Source organism: uncultured Collinsella sp., from assembly GCF_959026545.1.
Taxonomy (GTDB): Bacteria; Actinomycetota; Coriobacteriia; order Coriobacteriales; family Coriobacteriaceae; genus Collinsella.
Genome location: NZ_CAUFLV010000001.1, coordinates 69,758 through 84,129, shown reverse-complemented (window position 1 = coordinate 84,129; position 14,372 = coordinate 69,758). Strand labels below are relative to the sequence as shown.

The 14,372-nt window shown below is 63.2% G+C and carries 15 protein-coding genes; 10 read left to right on the top strand and 5 right to left on the bottom strand.

Annotated features, from left to right (window positions below):
- The first annotated feature begins 96 nt into the window (after nucleotides 1-96).
- The 6 genes from Q5Q88_RS00380 to Q5Q88_RS00355 all read left to right on the top strand — a co-directional run bounded on the left by Q5Q88_RS00380 (nucleotide 97) and on the right by Q5Q88_RS00355 (nucleotide 5,204).
- Nucleotides 97-423 (top strand): HIRAN domain-containing protein, encoded by a 327-nt coding sequence (locus tag Q5Q88_RS00380; protein WP_118654294.1) that lies wholly within the window; start codon nucleotides 97-99, stop codon nucleotides 421-423.
- 360 nt (nucleotides 424-783) lie between these two features.
- A complete protein-coding gene (locus Q5Q88_RS00375; protein ID WP_233546240.1) occupies nucleotides 784-1,389 on the top strand; it encodes an N-acetyltransferase in 606 nt (201 codons plus the stop codon).
- Nucleotides 1,390-1,639: 250 nt separating this feature from the next.
- Entirely contained in the window at nucleotides 1,640-2,746 is a 1,107-nt protein-coding gene (locus tag Q5Q88_RS00370) for a Fic family protein (RefSeq protein ID WP_302741090.1), read from the top strand.
- A gap of 141 nt (nucleotides 2,747-2,887) precedes the next feature.
- Nucleotides 2,888-4,591 carry a DUF2130 domain-containing protein gene (locus Q5Q88_RS00365; RefSeq protein WP_118654292.1) on the top strand — a complete coding sequence of 568 codons (1,704 nt, stop codon included), beginning with the start codon at nucleotides 2,888-2,890 and terminating at the stop codon, nucleotides 4,589-4,591.
- A 6-nt stretch (nucleotides 4,592-4,597) separates the two neighbouring features.
- Nucleotides 4,598-5,053: a nitrous oxide-stimulated promoter family protein gene (locus Q5Q88_RS00360; RefSeq protein WP_118654291.1), complete on the top strand. Its 456-nt coding sequence runs from the start codon at nucleotides 4,598-4,600 to the stop codon at nucleotides 5,051-5,053.
- The gene (locus tag Q5Q88_RS00355; protein ID WP_199588935.1) at nucleotides 5,010-5,204 is read left to right on the top strand and encodes a hypothetical protein; all 195 of its coding nucleotides are present in this window, start codon (nucleotides 5,010-5,012) and stop codon (nucleotides 5,202-5,204) included. The genes Q5Q88_RS00360 and Q5Q88_RS00355 overlap by 44 nt, the downstream gene beginning before the upstream one ends.
- Here Q5Q88_RS00355 and Q5Q88_RS00350 read toward each other — a convergent pair.
- Both Q5Q88_RS00350 and modD read right to left on the bottom strand, forming a co-directional pair.
- The gene (locus Q5Q88_RS00350; RefSeq protein ID WP_302741085.1) at nucleotides 5,201-6,697 is read right to left on the bottom strand and encodes an APC family permease; all 1,497 of its coding nucleotides are present in this window, start codon (nucleotides 6,695-6,697) and stop codon (nucleotides 5,201-5,203) included. The genes Q5Q88_RS00355 and Q5Q88_RS00350 overlap by 4 nt on opposite strands.
- 6 nt (nucleotides 6,698-6,703) lie before the next feature.
- Nucleotides 6,704-7,603 carry a ModD protein gene (gene modD, locus Q5Q88_RS00345; RefSeq protein ID WP_302741083.1) on the bottom strand — a complete coding sequence of 300 codons (900 nt, stop codon included), beginning with the start codon at nucleotides 7,601-7,603 and terminating at the stop codon, nucleotides 6,704-6,706.
- Nucleotides 7,604-7,763: 160 nt separating this feature from the next.
- Here modD and guaA point away from each other — a divergent pair, with 160 nt between their 5' ends.
- Nucleotides 7,764-8,747, top strand: a complete 984-nt coding sequence (guaA, locus tag Q5Q88_RS00340; protein ID WP_302741081.1) for a glutamine-hydrolyzing GMP synthase — start codon at nucleotides 7,764-7,766, stop codon at nucleotides 8,745-8,747.
- A gap of 207 nt (nucleotides 8,748-8,954) precedes the next feature.
- Here the strand turns inward: guaA and Q5Q88_RS00335 are convergent, their stop codons facing one another.
- From Q5Q88_RS00335 to Q5Q88_RS00325, 3 genes are all read right to left on the bottom strand, one after another.
- Nucleotides 8,955-10,478 (bottom strand): ATP-binding cassette domain-containing protein, encoded by a 1,524-nt coding sequence (locus tag Q5Q88_RS00335; protein ID WP_302741079.1) that lies wholly within the window; start codon nucleotides 10,476-10,478, stop codon nucleotides 8,955-8,957.
- A gap of 177 nt (nucleotides 10,479-10,655) precedes the next feature.
- A complete protein-coding gene (locus Q5Q88_RS00330) occupies nucleotides 10,656-10,964 on the bottom strand; it encodes a hypothetical protein (protein WP_302741077.1) in 309 nt (102 codons plus the stop codon).
- 127 nt (nucleotides 10,965-11,091) lie between these two features.
- On the bottom strand, nucleotides 11,092-11,454 hold the full coding sequence (locus Q5Q88_RS00325; protein WP_302741075.1) for a NifB/NifX family molybdenum-iron cluster-binding protein: 363 nt from the start codon (nucleotides 11,452-11,454) through the stop codon (nucleotides 11,092-11,094).
- 192 nt (nucleotides 11,455-11,646) lie between these two features.
- Here Q5Q88_RS00325 and Q5Q88_RS00320 point away from each other — a divergent pair, with 192 nt between their 5' ends.
- The 3 genes from Q5Q88_RS00320 (at nucleotide 11,647) to Q5Q88_RS00310 (ending at nucleotide 14,308) form a co-directional block, all read left to right on the top strand.
- On the top strand, nucleotides 11,647-12,381 hold the full coding sequence (locus tag Q5Q88_RS00320; protein WP_302741073.1) for a DUF4190 domain-containing protein: 735 nt from the start codon (nucleotides 11,647-11,649) through the stop codon (nucleotides 12,379-12,381).
- A gap of 196 nt (nucleotides 12,382-12,577) precedes the next feature.
- Nucleotides 12,578-12,997: an XRE family transcriptional regulator gene (locus Q5Q88_RS00315; RefSeq protein WP_294123209.1), complete on the top strand. Its 420-nt coding sequence runs from the start codon at nucleotides 12,578-12,580 to the stop codon at nucleotides 12,995-12,997.
- Nucleotides 12,998-14,308, top strand: coding sequence for a protein kinase (locus tag Q5Q88_RS00310; RefSeq protein ID WP_294123207.1), 1,311 nt, complete (start codon nucleotides 12,998-13,000; stop codon nucleotides 14,306-14,308).
- Nucleotides 14,309-14,372: the final 64 nt, after the last annotated feature.

Sequence of the window (14,372 nt, the reverse complement as noted above, 5' to 3'; positions counted from 1 at the left end):
GGTAGATCGTCATTTTGTCTGCACGGGGTCGTACCTTTAAGCCGTAGAAAAAGCCGCGTAAACGGAGCGCGGTGCAGGGCTTGAAGGGAGTCCACCATGTACGAGCCGTCACGCAATCTGTTCACGTTCAATATCGCCGGATTCCAGCACCACGACGGTGCGCTTGTCCTCAACGAGCTCAAAGCGGGCGACACGCTCGACCTCGAGCCGGAGCGCGATAACCCGCACGACGCTGACGCCATCGCCGTCAAGTTCCACGGCACCATGCTCGGTTACATCCCAGCTGATTTGGTGGGGCCGCTCTCGACCATGTTCTTCTACGGTCACGAGGACGTCTTCGAGTGCCGCGTGCTCCAGGTCGCGCCCGAACGCAGTCCGTGGCATCAGGTCCGCGCCGCCGTGTTCGTGACCGACTCGCGGTAAGTTAACCCAGCGTACAGCCTGACGTTGCGGTTCCCGGTGCGCAGTCCGCCGCCGCTCCGGTCCCCGCTGGCAGACTTCCCAGAGGATGCCAGATGGCGTGAAGGTCGTTCTCGTTGTCGTGTCCAAAGCGGATTGCCGCAAATCGAGCGTTTTTGTAACGAAGAAATTGCATGGCCGGATAGAGGGAAAAAGTAAAGGAGTTTATCAGCGGTTATGCCGTCGGTTTTGCCCGTCTACTTGCCCCTTCCGATTATTCGTTACAAAATCACTCGATTTGTGGCTTTCGACCCAGAGACGAGGGTGAAAAGGCACGCTACAATGACGCCGCAATCACCCTTCGATGGCTTTGGGAGTTCACTCGTGACGTTGTCCCTTCACATCGCATCCGTCGATCGCGACCGTGAGCGATACCGCGACCTGCTCCTGCTTGCCGATGAGCAGTGGGATATGGTCGAGCGCTATTTGCGCCGAGGCGATATGTACGCGGCGTTCGGATGGGGAGATTTGGGATGCGCTTCAGCTGAGAGCTCCGGACTCACCCCTATGAGTGGAGCCGAATCTGAGCTTTCGGTCCGGCCCGCGCCCGTCCTCGGTTGCATGATCGTGACTGACGAGGGCGTTGACGCCTCCGGTGCGCGCATTGCCGAGGTGAAGAACCTGGCGGTCGCTCCCGAGTTCCAGCGCCGCGGCGTGGGTCGCGCCCTTCTGGACTTTGCGGCCACCCGGTACGCGCCCACGCACGGCGTGCTGCAGGTGGGCACGGGGGATAGCCCGCTTACCGTGCCGTTTTACGAGACGTGCGGCTTCGCGCGTTCACATGTGCTGCCCAATTTCTTCGTCGACAACTACGACCATCCGATTATCGAGGCGGGAGTTCAGCTCAGGGACATGGTGTATCTGCGTCGCGCCCTTCCCTCAAGGGAAGACGGCGCCGCGAGCAGCTCGCTTCCAAAAGAGGGCACCTAACGGAAGTGAATCGAGTTTCACTTCCGTTAGCCATATGCTATCGGAAGTGAAATATAGTTCACTTCTCTTAAGCTACAATAACGGAAGTGAAATCCAGTTCACTTCCGTTAGCAGCTATGTAAAGGAAGTAAAAATGGTGGCAGCGGGCAGACGGCTTAATCAATGGCAGCCAATCTCGTATGAACAGCGAGCGTGGCAGCGCGACCCAGACGAGCTCGAGTTTTTTCCCAAAAGCGCCCGTAGAAGAATATTGCCCGAGTACGATGCCGCGGTTCCGCACATGATTACGCACAAGGACGTCTTCCTTGATTCGGTTCTTTCGGCGCGCATGTCCGACCTGCTCATATCGATCGCCCGTTTTGATGGCGAACAGGCTGAGCGCGGGTATGACCTGCCCGCCCTCCTGTTGAGAAGCGAATCCTCCGCAAGCTCTCAGATTGAACGGCTCACCTCAAGTGTTCGAAACGTCGCGTTGGCGGAGCTGACCGATGAGACGCCTCAGAACGCCCGCCTCATCGCGGGAAACATCGCTGCGATGCGAGAGGCGCTGTCCGCTCGTGACGAACTGACCGTCGAATCAATCCTCGATATTCATCGGGCTCTGATCAATTGGAGCGGTGAGACATTTGGAGGAGAGTTACGGGAAGAGCAGGTTTGGGTGGGAGGGACCCCGTACAGTCCCCACGGCGCTCAGTATGTGCCGCCGGCATGGGAGCGCGTTCCCGAGTATCTTGACGACATGGTTCGCTTTGCCTCACGCGATGATGTCGACCCCGTCGTTCAGGCCGCGGTTTTGCATGCACAGTTCGAAACGGTTCACCCGTTCATTGATGGGAACGGGCGGACGGGCCGTGTGTTGCTGCACAAGATGCTGCGCAAATCCGGGGTGATGTCCCATGTCACACTGCCCGTGTCCGCGGGCCTGCTTCACAACGTAGATGCCTACATGGAGTCTCTCGATGCGTATCAGCAAGGTGATCCCATCGCCGTGGTCAGGCAGCTCGTGGAGGCGCTTGAGTTGTCTCTTGTGGTGGGCAGGCTCGTGGCGAGGAGCCTCGATGACGTGTTCGAGGGCTGGCGCGAGATAATGACCGAGCGCGAAAATTCCAGCATCTATAAGCTGCCGTCCATATTGGCGGAGCAGCCGGTGGTCAACGTTGCGTACGTCGCGAGCGAATTGGATATCACTCCACGCGCGGCACAAAACGTTGTGTCCAGGGCATGTGAATATGAGATCTTACGGCCGATTGGAAACAGGCGTCGTGGTGTGTTCTTCCAGGCTGACGAACTGATCGCCATACTGGAGGAAGCCTCGAGTTTGCCGAGTATCCGCAGGATGGTGGCGTCTGTCCGATGAGCGCGCCGAGTGGACGCGTCGGGCGATCTCGCTCCGCGCGGTGCCGCGTACGAGTTTTGTCCGGACGGGCGGGTATAGTTCGAAGCATATGGAATGGGCTCGGATGAGCCTTCGGGTGGCGGCCAGACGAGGAGCAGGCATATGAACCAGGTCACGTGTCCCAAGTGCGGTACGGTCATCAATCTCGATGAGAGCGATTACGAGGGCATTGTCCGTCAGGTGCGAGATGATCAGTTCGCCCATGAGGTGGAGGAGCGCGCCGCCTCGCTGCGTCGCGAGCACGAGCAGGCGCTCGAGCTCGCCCGCTCTCAGGCCAAGGCAGAGCTCGACCGCACGATGGCGGCCCAGAAGGCCGAGCTGCAGGAGGCGCTCGCACGCGGCGCGGCAGAGCTACAGGAGGCCAAGGCCCGCAGTGCCGCCGAGCTGCAGGAGGCGCGAGCGCAGGGCGCCGCGGCCCTGCAGGAGGCGAACGCGGCGAGCTCCGCAAAGCTGGCGAGCGAGCAGGCTGAGCGCGCCGCCGAGCTCATGCGCGTTCGCGCCGAGGCGGATGCCCGCATCGCCGAGCTCTCCGCCAAGCTCGAGTCCGCCGTTGAGGAGCGCGAGTCTGCGGTGAAGGTCGCCGCCCAGCGCGAGCGCATGGTCGTGCAGCAGGACGCCGCCGACAAAAAAGAGGAGCTGCGCCAGATGGTCGCCGCGCGCGATGCGCAGATCGCCTCGCTCAAGGCGCAGCTGGACGCCGGCGCCACCCAGCGAGATCTCGCGGTGACGCAAGCTGTGAATGAGGCGCGCACCGCCTTCGAGGAGGAGCGCGCCAAGCTCGCTCACGACCTGGATGCGGCTCGCTTTGACCTCGCGCGCGAAAAGGACGGCCGCGCCGCCGACCACGAGACGCGCGAGGCGGAGAAGCGGCAGATCGAGACCGCCCACGCGCTCGAGATCGAGCAGGCCCGCAAGAGCGCTCAGGACCTTATCCGCTACAAGGACGAGGAGATCGAGCGCCTGCGCGATATGAAGGCGCGCCTCTCCACCAAGATGGTGGGCGAGACCCTCGAGCAGCACTGCGAGACCCAGTTCAATCAGCTGCGCGCCACGGCGTTCCCTCGTGCCTACTTCGAGAAGGACAACGACGCCTCCGACGGCACCAAGGGTGACTTCATCTTCCGCGAGTGCGATGAGGCCGGTAACGAGATCGTGTCGATCATGTTCGAGATGAAGAACGAGAACGACACCACGGCCACCAAGCACAAGAACGAGGACTTCTTCAAGAAGCTCGATTCGGACCGCAAGAAGAAGGGCTGCGAGTACGCGGTGCTGGTCACCCTGCTCGAGCCGGAGAGCGAGCTGTACAACACGGGCATCGTGGACGTGAGCTATCGCTACGAGAAGATGTACGTGATCCGCCCGCAGTTCTTCATTCCCATGATCACGCTGCTGCGCAACGCTGCCATGAACGCGCTTGCCTACAAGCAGGAGCTCGAGCTCGTACGCCAACAGAACATCGACGTCACAGAGTTCGAGGAAAAGCTGCTGGGATTCCAGGAGGGCTTCAACCGCAACTACGACCTGGCGAGCCGCAAGTTCCAGACGGCCATCGATGAGATCGACGCCACCATCAAGCACCTGCAGAAGGTCAAGGACAATCTGATCTCGAGCGAGAACAACCTGCGTCTGGCGAACGACAAAGCCCAGGGGCTCAGCATCCGCAAGCTTACCTGGGGTAACAAAACCATGAAGGCGAAGTTCGACGAGGCCCGCGAGGAGGCGGAGCGCGCTGCCCGCGAGGGCGTCGCCGTCGAGGAGGCGCCGGGCGTCGATCCCGATTTTACGGATAGTTACGAGGTGTAGCGGACGATGGTGAAGAGCGAGGCGCGCCTGACGGCCGATGCGCTGAAGCGCAAGCGCGAACGCGAGCAGGAAATCGTAAGCCAGATGATCGCCTTGTATTGCAAGGGCAATCATTCCGCGCATCGTTCGGCGCCGCTGCGAGAGCGGGGCGGCGAGATGCAGCAGATGCGGGAGGGGGCGGCCCTTCGGGAGCAGGACTCCGGGGAGCGGCGGGACCTCTGTCCCGAATGCGCCGAGCTCGAGGCGTATGCCCACGCGCGCAGCGAGCACTGCCCGTTCATGGAAGAAAAGACGTTCTGCTCGAATTGCACGGTGCACTGCTACCGACCCGAGATGCTCGAGCGCATCCGCACGGTGATGCGGTACGCGGGTCCGCGCATGCTCTTCCATCATCCCGTGATGGCGATACGCCATATGATTGAGTCGCAGCGCGAGCGACGGCGCATCCGCTCATCGCGATAGAAGAAACAATCTGATTTCGAGCGAGAACAACCTGCGCCTGGCGAACGACAAGGCCCAGGGCCTCACCATCCGCAAGCTCACGCGGAATAACCCCACCATGAAGGCAGCCTTCGCCGAGGCTCGCGAGGAGCGCGCGCTTCCGGACGCCTAAGCGCCCCGCTTGGGTGTGAGCGCGAAGGTCATCACGAGGAGCAGCGCCGTGAAGGCCATGACGAACGGCCAGCGCGTTGGATCGGAGATGCTCGACAGGCCGATGGTGAGTGAGCTCGCGAGCGCGATGGCGGGTGCCACAGCGCGGCGTACGCGCATGAGCGCGGGGGCGTCCTCGCGCAGCGCCCCGCGGAGCGCTTCGGCGTAATACAGCGGCAGGATCAGCATGGTCATTGCCACCACGACCTCGGAGATATCGCCGTTGGGAAGCAGCGCCAGGGTGCTCACCACGGCATGCACGCCAACCCAGAACAACGTGGTGGCCAATGCGATCATGGCGCTCACCACCGGGAAGCGCAGCGTCGCGTTCATGCGGCTCACGGTGCGCTCGCAAGGCATCATGTGGTGGAGCGCCAGGGACTGGGGCATGCGCAGGGTGGCAAGCACCATGCCGTTGGCACCTCCGAGCACGGCGATGAGCGCGATGACGTTGGGCAGCGCACCGGCCTGCTCGCCAAAGAGCTTGACGAACATGAGCGAGAGGCTCGCATCGCCCGCCTCGATGACGGTCTGCGGCCCGAGGAAGCACGAGATACCCACGAAGTATCCCAGGTAAAGCGCGAGGATGATGACGGGGGCGGCGATGAGCGCGCGGGGCAGGTTGCGGCGTGCATCTTTAAGTTCCGGCGCGATGCTCACTGCGGAGCTCCAGCCGTCGAAGGCGAAGGCGACGGGCGCCGCCGCGGCGATCCATGCGGTGCCGGCTGCCGGTGCGGCGGCGATGTCGGAGCTCAGCTGGGCGACCGGGTCGTTCACCATAAGGCCGATCACGCCAACGAGCACCAGAGGCAGGGCCTTGGCCAGCGTGGTGAGATTTTGGAAGTAGCCGCTCAAGGTGGGCCACAGGATGTTCCACGCGGTGCAAGCCAGCAGGAATGCCAGGCCGATGCCCATCTGCCAGGCAAATGTCCCGGGCAGGTTGAAGGTCATGCACGCGTACACGCCCACAACCCAGCTGAGCACGGAGCAGACGACGGGCATGTACAGAAAGGTGAAGTTCCAGCCGATGAACGCGGCGCGGCGCGGGCCCAGGAATTCCTCCGCGTAGGCGATCAGGCCCCCGTGGCCGGTGGTGCGCGCGGCAAAGCGGGCCAGGGTGAGGCCGCCGAAGACGATGGTCGTGGCGGCGAGCAGCATCATGGCGACGCCGAGCGCGACGTTGCCGCCGGTGGCGATGAGGACGTTGTCGGACTTGAAGAAGATGCCGGAGCCGATACAGATGCCCACGATCAGGCAGATCGCGGTGAACAGCGAGTAGCGCTTCACCGGCGCCGCGTTGGCGTTGACGGCGGTGCTCGCGCTGGCGGAGGGGCCTTCGGCGTCGCTCGCGGCGCCCGCGCGCGCGACGGCACTTTCGGCGTTGGTTGCGCCCGTGTTGGCGCCGGCGGTGTTCTCGCAGGCGGCGGAAGGGGCGGGTTCAGAAGAAGGGGTCATGGTTTCCTATCCCAGGCGCTGTGTGCGGACGCTCATGTCGACGGGCTTGGCGGTGAAGGGCGCGGTGGTGGCGAGTCCGTCCACGCCGGTGGCGGCATATTCCCCCGCGTTTTCGGGGTTGACGCCCCCGGCGGCGATGATGGTGAGGCGCGGGTCGAGCGCGCGCAGGTTGCACACGAGCTCGGCCAGCTCGTCGACTGCGACCTTGTCGAGCTGGACGCCATCGACGCCGGCCCAGGCAACGGCCCCGCGCGAGGCGGCGCAGGCGCGCGTGCAGGCGGCGTTGTGCCATGCGAGGGTGAGCGCCTGTTCGGCGTTTACCTCGACGAACAGCTTCTTCTCGATGCAGCGCGAACGGATCTGGGGCAGTTGCTCAATGAACGCGTCGATCCCTCCCATGAACGAGAGGTGATGGTCGAACACGAGGACGGTCTCGGACAGGCCCAGGCGGTGGGGGAACGCGCCGCCGGCGATGGTAGCCTCCACGAGGAGGTCCTTCACGCCCGGCATGCTCTTGCGCGTGGTGAGGATCTCGCAGGACGGGTTGGCGGCGTGCGCGGCGTCGACCATCGCGCGGGTCTTGGTCGCAACGGCGGAGAGATGGTCGAACACGTTGAGGCAGACCTTCCAGGCCTGATGGAGCTGGGCGGCCGTCCCGCCGAGGGTCATGAAGGCCTGGCCCGCCTCGAGCTCCGTGCCGTCGGGCAGGATGCATACAACGGTGCACCCAAGCTTGGTTGCGATGCGGGAGGCCACCTCGCTTCCGGCGAGCACGCACGCCTCGCGGGTGAAGTACTCCATTTCCCCCGGTTGGGCGTCGACGCCCAGAATATGGCTGGTTAGGTCGATATAAGGCACGTCCTCGGCGATGAGCTCGTCGATGCGGGCGTCGGACAGGGTGACCATCGGTCCTCCTTAGACAGGTTTCTACGGTGGAAATCGTATCATCACCGCACGATTCTCCCGCATCTATCACGCGGAAAAGGCATAATGCTGTGTGATATATGACGTCCCGCCTACAAGACGTCCCGTCGCGCTCGCTGCGCGCGCCCTTGAAAGGAGACCCATGGATCTGAACAAGCGCCCCGACGACATGGTCCGCATCACCACCCCTGAGCTTGCTCAGGCTTTCATCGAGGAGCAGGTCGCCGCCTGCCGCGAGCAGATCGGCGATAAGAAGGCCCTCCTGGCCCTGTCCGGCGGCGTCGATTCCTCCGTGGTCGCCGCGCTGCTCATCAAGGCCATCGGCAAGCAGCTCATCTGCGTGCACGTGAACCACGGCCTCATGCGCAAGGGCGAGTCCGAGCAGGTCGTCGACGTGTTCCGCAACCAGCTCGACGCCAACCTCGTCTACGTCGACGCCACCGACCGCTTCCTGTCCCTGCTCGACGGCGTTGCCGAGCCCGAGGCCAAGCGCAAGATTATCGGCGCCGAGTTCATCCGCGTGTTTGAGGAGGAGGCCCGCAAGGTGGGCGACGAGGTATCCTTCCTCGCCCAGGGCACCATCTACCCCGACATCCTCGAGTCCGACGGCGTGAAGGCCCACCACAACGTGGGCGGTCTGCCCGACGACCTGCAGTTCGAGCTCTGCGAGCCCGTCCGCCTGCTGTACAAGGACGAGGTCCGCGTCGTGGGACGCGAGCTCGGCCTGCCCGAGAACATGGTCGAGCGCCAGCCTTTCCCGGGTCCCGGCCTGGGCGTGCGCTGCCTCGGCGCCATTACCCGCGATCGCCTGGAGGCCCTGCGTGAGGCCGACGCGATCCTGCGCGAGGAGTTCGCATCCGCCGGTCTCGAGGGCAAGGTTTGGCAGTACTTCGTGTCCGTGCCCGACTTCCGCGTCACCGGCGTGAAGGAGGGCAAGCGCCTCTACGAGTGGCCGGCGTTCATCCGCGCCGTCAACACCGTCGATGCCATGACCGCGGAGGTGCCCGAGCTCGACTGGGCGCTTCTCAAGAAGATCGGCGACCGCATTGCCTCTGAGGTCGACGGTATCTGCCGTGTCCTGTACGACCTCACTCCCAAGCCCTGCGGGACCATCGAGTTTGAGTAGTCTGAACTGACGCTTCGTCGGATTTCGCGCGCAACGCGCGTCGATGGGAGAAAGGCCGGCCCACTAGGGTCGGCCTTTCTTGTTTTGTTGCAGTGGACCAAGGGGCTGCCAAGTAGACGCGGGGATCCACGAAGTTGTTACCTGCGGTTTTCTTCTTGAGAATCTTTTTGGTACTCGATCTGTCGCCCGTTTACTGCAACAAAACGCTCAGTGCTGCGTCACCTTCAGCGCGCCCGCTTCGATTTCCCAGGTGATGTTTGTGCAGGCACGCAGGAACGCGCGGTCGTGGCTTACCAACAGCAGCGCGCCGCCGAACTGCGCGAGTGCCCGTTCGAGCGCCTCGACCGAGTGCAGGTCGAGGTGGTTGGTGGGCTCGTCCATGATGATGAGCGCGGGCGCGTCCAGCAGGCCGCGGGCAATCATCAGTTTTCGCAGCTCACCGGGGCTGGTTGCAGCGCCTTCCATGATGCGGTCGGGTTCTGAGTTCAGCTGCGCCACGCAGCTGAATACATGTCCGCGGTCGGTAGGGGAGAGGGAGCGGACCTCTTCGAGTATCTGCGACCGTTGCTCCCGACTCGGCTCTTGGGGTATGTCGAGGATTGTGAGGGCGTGCGTATCTCGGTGTTCTGCCTGCAGATGCAAGAGCGCGCGAAGATGATCGAGCAGGGTGGTCTTTCCGGCACCATTTGGCCCAATGATGCCGATGCGCTCCGTATTTCCCACAAAGAGCTCCGGCAGATCGAGTTCGCTCTCGCCGCACGGGATACGGCCCGCAGGAATGCGGAGCACGGTTTTGCGGGGGCTGGGTTTGGCGTTCAGAAACAGGCTGCCATCGTAGCGCTTGGGTACGAACGTCGCGGCAGCCCTGTCTTGCGCCGCGGCCATGCGCCCGTCCATCTGTCGCAGCAGCTTGCCTCGGGCCCCGTCCTGGCCCGAGACGATTGCGAGGTCGATCTTGGCGCGTGCGCTTTTGTCCTTGGGGTCGAGCCCTCGTTTCGAGCGCCTGGCATCCGCCCGCGCAGCCTCTTGGGAGCGCTGCTCGCGCTCAGCGGCGAGTCGCGCGAGATGATCCTTCGCCCTCTTTCGTTCGTCAATCGCGGTCATTCGCTCGCGTTTCGCCTGGCTGCTTGCTTGCGAGTATCCGCCGGGGCGGATGACGATGTGAGTCTCCCCGCGGGGCCCACTTGCCTCGAACGACGCGCAGCGCGATGCGAGCGCATCTAGCAGGTCGCGATCGTGGCTCACGAGGATGCCGACGCCGGTGAAGCTGGCCAGCAGTCCTGTCAGTTGGGCACGGGCCTCGCGATCGAGGTGATTGGTCGGTTCATCCACAACGAGCACATCGGGGCGTTGCCAGAGGGAGCAGGCGATCTGCAGTTTCTTGCGCTCGCCGAAGCTGAGCTCGTCCCAGCGCCATGGCATGTCGTCGGTGAGATTCAGCTGCGTGCGAAGGCCGCGTGCCTCACGGCCAAAGTCGAGTGCGAAGTCCGCGAGCGCATGAGGCGCCTCGTCGGCTTCTTGCGGACAATAGACGGCGAACAGCCCGTTCGATACCGTGCCGGCGTCGGGCGCGATCAAGCCGCAGGCGATTTTGGCGAGCGTGGACTTCCCACAGCCGTTGTCGCCCAAAAGGCCGGTCCAGCCCTGCGGAAAGGCAATGGTCACGTTATTCAAAATGGGGTCTTGCGCCGCTGGGTACGTGTAGGTCACGCGCGAGAGTGCGAGCTGCATGAAGACATCCCCTCCTTGTTCTGTCGGAGGTCAACGGGTCAGTTGATGGGGATGTCTAAAAGCGCATGGTCGCCTTGTCTCTTCGCGGAGGTGCCCTCGCATGGAGCCCGAATCCATCGGGCGGGCGATTTGGAGTGTAGCACGCCGTCTACCATGCAGGCAACGCGGGGTAATCCGTCAGTTCCGCGCGTGGCTTGTGAGGTGCCAGCCGTTGCAATATGGGCAGCGGTAGATCGAGAGCCCACGTCTCCCGTGTTCCTCGCAGGAAATCAGGGCCGCTTCTGCCTCGGGGCGGCTTGCGTAGCGGTTCTTCGACTCGCAAGCCTTGTGGCGGAGGGCCGCGGCATGTTCAGCGTCGATTCGTTCTTCGCGTGCATGTTCGCGAGCAAAGAGGTCGTCCATACCGCCAGCGCTCAAGCCGTCCCCAAGGCCGGCCTCGAATGCCGCTCGTTGCTTGGCGCGCGCTGAGCGCTTGTTGCTCGCCATGGTAACTCCCATCGATAAAGGAATCGGGGCGGGTATCGCGGATCGCTGCGCCCGTCCCCGATTGAATCGCTGTTTGTGCGATCGGCACGAGGCCTGAACGACTGTGGGCGGAATTACCCTCGGTCTTCTAGTGGTGACAGGCGTGCTCCGGGCCCATGGCGTCGAGCTGCCCAGTGGCGATGCGCTCGGCGGCGGCTCCCACGGTCGCGGACTCAGCATCGTGCAGGACGGTGATGCCCGCGGCGGCAAAGCCTTGCATGGGGCGCATGCCCATGCCTACGGCCACGATGGCGTCGATGCCGACTTCGGCGAGGATACGCACGGGCCGCATGCAGCCGCCCTCCTCGTGAGGGGGATTGGCGATGGTGCCCTCGACGGAGACCTTGCCGTCCTCGATGTTCAGGATGGTGAAGCAGTCGGCGTGGCCAAAATGCGCGGAACGCTGGGCGTCAAGGCCGCCTTTGCCAACGGAGGGAACTGCGAGCTTCATGTGCAAAACCACCTTTCCGGGCGCGTCCATTGACGCGCGGTGAAGATAAACCGACACCCATGGTAACGCGTTTCCGCTCGCTCCGCATGTCGAGGCCTTAGCTCGCAGCTAATGAAATCCCCGGCAGAGGTGCAAATAATGGGGGGTGTCGAGGCGACTTGAGGGATGGGTCGCTGTCATGGGAGGGAAAACGTGGAAAATAATCAGGTAAAACAGCCGCGTTCCGGGACCGCCATTGCCGGGTTGGTGCTCGGAATCATCGCGCTCCTCACGTCCTTGCTGCCGATCATCAACAACGTGTCGTTCTTCATGGCGCTCGTCGGCGCCGTGCTCGCCATTGCCGGGCTTGTGTCTTGCCTGCGTGGAAAGCGCGCGGGCAAGGGCCTCGCCATCGCCGCGATTGTGGTGAACATCGTTTCCGTTGCAGCTGTTTTGGGTAGCCAGAGCATGTATAGCGCTGCAATCGACGACGCCGTGAACGGCCCGAAGGCCGTGCAGTCTTCAAAGGACGATGCCTCTGAGGACGATGATTCCAGCGATGATGAGCCTACGTCGTCTGCTGATGAGAAGCTCGCCGTGGGAGCTTCGGTCGAGCTGTCCAACGGCATGACGGTTTCGGTGGACGAGGTCACGCCGGGCCTCACCAATTACGATGGCACCGCCATGACCGGTGTGCGCGTCACCTACACGAACAACAGCGATGAAAAGCTATCGTTCAACTCGTACGACTGGAAGGGGGAGAGCGCGAACGGCGTCCAGGGCGATAATACGTATTATTCCGAGGCGACCGAAGAGCTTTCCTTTGGTGACCTGTCGGCGGGAGGCACGGTGAGCGGCTATGTGTACTTCGAGGGCGATGTCTCGAGCATCCTGTATTATTCTTCGCCATTTGCCGACAAGCCCGCTGCGACTTGGGCGATAGCCTAAGCGGTTTGAACGGGGTGCCGCTGAGATTTCGCGCGGGCGTGGGGAATCTCGGCACATGTGAGGTGCTTGGCGAAAGTCCCGGCATAATCGCATCGATCGGAACGTGGCGGTGATTTGGGCCAAAGGGGCGCATCGGGCATGCGCCCCTTTGCGTAGAACGTGATTACAATGGGAATGGAGAAAGTGGAGGCCGGTCATGACGGAGCGGTTAACTGAAGAAGTGCTGCAGGAGCTGTTGGATGCTCCGAGCCTCGACGCGTTCGTCGACGGGCGCGAATTCCCTGCTGAGACGCTGGTGGGATTCTTGGGGCGCATGCTCGAGAAAAAGCACCTCAAGCGCTCGCGCGTGGTGCGCATGGCAGACCTCAACGAGACGTTCGGCTACCAGATCTTCACGGGCGCCCGCAATCCCTCGCGCGACAAGGTCCTGCAGATTGCCTTCGCCATGGCACTCACCCTGCGCGAGACGAACCGGGCGCTCAGAGCCGCCGGGACGAGCTCCCTCAACCCCAAATGCCGCCGCGATGCAATCATCATCTTTTGCATCGGCCAGGGGTGCAGCCTCCAGAAGGTGAACGAGGAACTGTATCGCCTGGGCGAGGAGACCGTCTGCTAAATGTCTCCGTGCGCTGGTATGATGCAGGTCATGGGGAATTCCGAAGACATATCCACATTCAATGCCTCGAACCGGGGGGACGGCGCGTTCCGCCACGAGCTCGAGGTGTTCCTGTCCCGCGCGTCCGAGGCCACGACGTGGCATGTCGAGCGGGTGATCAAGCAGTCCGACTTTGAGACGACCGAGTTGGTCCGCGGGTGCCCGGGTGCTGGCAGGGCCGGCAGGTACATCCGCAAGACCATCGACGCCTCTTCAGGCGTCGGCGGGGCGTATGAGGAGCTGTGGCGCGCCCAGGAGCAGGGAATGAGCCTTGCCTGCGTCCCAAGGCTGATTGAGTGCTCGCGCAACGGCGGCACGATGACCGTCGTGATGGAGCACGTCGACGGCTGTACGGTCGAAGAGCTGGAGCGGGCTCTCGGCGCGGGCGAGGTGCTCGCCACCTCGGTGCTGCCCGCTTTGTGCCGGTCGGTGACGGAACTGCACACGGCGTTCGACCGCCCGATCATCCATCGAGACCTCAAGCCGACGAATGTGATTATGCGTGGCGGCGAGGCGGTCATCATCGACTTCGGGAGTGCGCGCACGTGGAATCCCGATGCGTCGACCGACACCACGCATTTCCTCACGCGATGCTACGCCCCGCCCGAGCAGTTCGGGTTCGGGCAGACCGACGAACGCACCGATGTCTACGCGCTCGGCAAGATCCTCTATTTCTGTCTGACGGGTGAGCAGCCCCCGAATATCTGCGGGGCCGAGGAATGCACCCAAAGGGGCATCGGAGGCGCATGGGCGCAGGCCATAGGAACTGCGTGCGCGTTCGATCCCGCTGCCCGGTATGGCTCGGTTGCGGATTTCGGCGCAGCGGTCACCGCCGCGGCCGGGCGTGTGCCCGCCGGCGTGTCAAAGCGAGGGGCCGGCGCAGCTCCCGCCTTGCGAGAGTCCACGAGGGTCTTGCGAGAGTCTGCAAATAGCCGGAGGCAATCGGTCCGTGTTCCCACGTGGATGGGGCGGGCCTGGAACGTCTGGGTCCTGCTGATGCTCGTCGCGATGCTGTGGATGAGCGTCGACACGATCTTCAACCCTTTGCCGCAGGATGCGGGGAAGTCTGTGGGGCTCCTGTTCGTTCAGAACATCGTCTGCATCGATCCCATATTGATCATCGGGTCCTACCTGATGCTCGATCGCCGCAGGATCCGCGAGAGGTGTCCCGCCTTGGCGCGATGGGGCGTTTTGCGCGAAACCGTCTACGGCCTCATCGTGATCGTCGCCATCCTCTTTGGGGGTGCGCTCATCATGGTTCTGGTTGAGTGATCGTAAACTCACAACGACGTGGCTGTGGAGCTGAAATCGCACCGTGTCCAAAGTGTCGCGCGTT

Coding starts and splice junctions, on each gene's coding strand:
- Q5Q88_RS00380 (WP_118654294.1), top strand. CDS start 97: ATGTACGAGCCGTCACGCAATCTGTTCACGTTCAATATCGCCGGATTC.
- Q5Q88_RS00365 (WP_118654292.1), top strand. CDS start 2,888: ATGAACCAGGTCACGTGTCCCAAGTGCGGTACGGTCATCAATCTCGAT.
- Q5Q88_RS00360 (WP_118654291.1), top strand. CDS start 4,598: ATGGTGAAGAGCGAGGCGCGCCTGACGGCCGATGCGCTGAAGCGCAAG.
- Q5Q88_RS00350 (WP_302741085.1), bottom strand. CDS start 6,697: ATGACCCCTTCTTCTGAACCCGCCCCTTCCGCCGCCTGCGAGAACACC.
- modD (WP_302741083.1), bottom strand. CDS start 7,603: ATGGTCACCCTGTCCGACGCCCGCATCGACGAGCTCATCGCCGAGGAC.
- guaA (WP_302741081.1), top strand. CDS start 7,764: ATGGATCTGAACAAGCGCCCCGACGACATGGTCCGCATCACCACCCCT.
- Q5Q88_RS00335 (WP_302741079.1), bottom strand. CDS start 10,478: ATGCAGCTCGCACTCTCGCGCGTGACCTACACGTACCCAGCGGCGCAA.
- Q5Q88_RS00330 (WP_302741077.1), bottom strand. CDS start 10,964: ATGGCGAGCAACAAGCGCTCAGCGCGCGCCAAGCAACGAGCGGCATTC.
- Q5Q88_RS00325 (WP_302741075.1), bottom strand. CDS start 11,454: ATGAAGCTCGCAGTTCCCTCCGTTGGCAAAGGCGGCCTTGACGCCCAG.
- Q5Q88_RS00315 (WP_294123209.1), top strand. CDS start 12,578: ATGACGGAGCGGTTAACTGAAGAAGTGCTGCAGGAGCTGTTGGATGCT.
- Q5Q88_RS00310 (WP_294123207.1), top strand. CDS start 12,998: ATGTCTCCGTGCGCTGGTATGATGCAGGTCATGGGGAATTCCGAAGAC.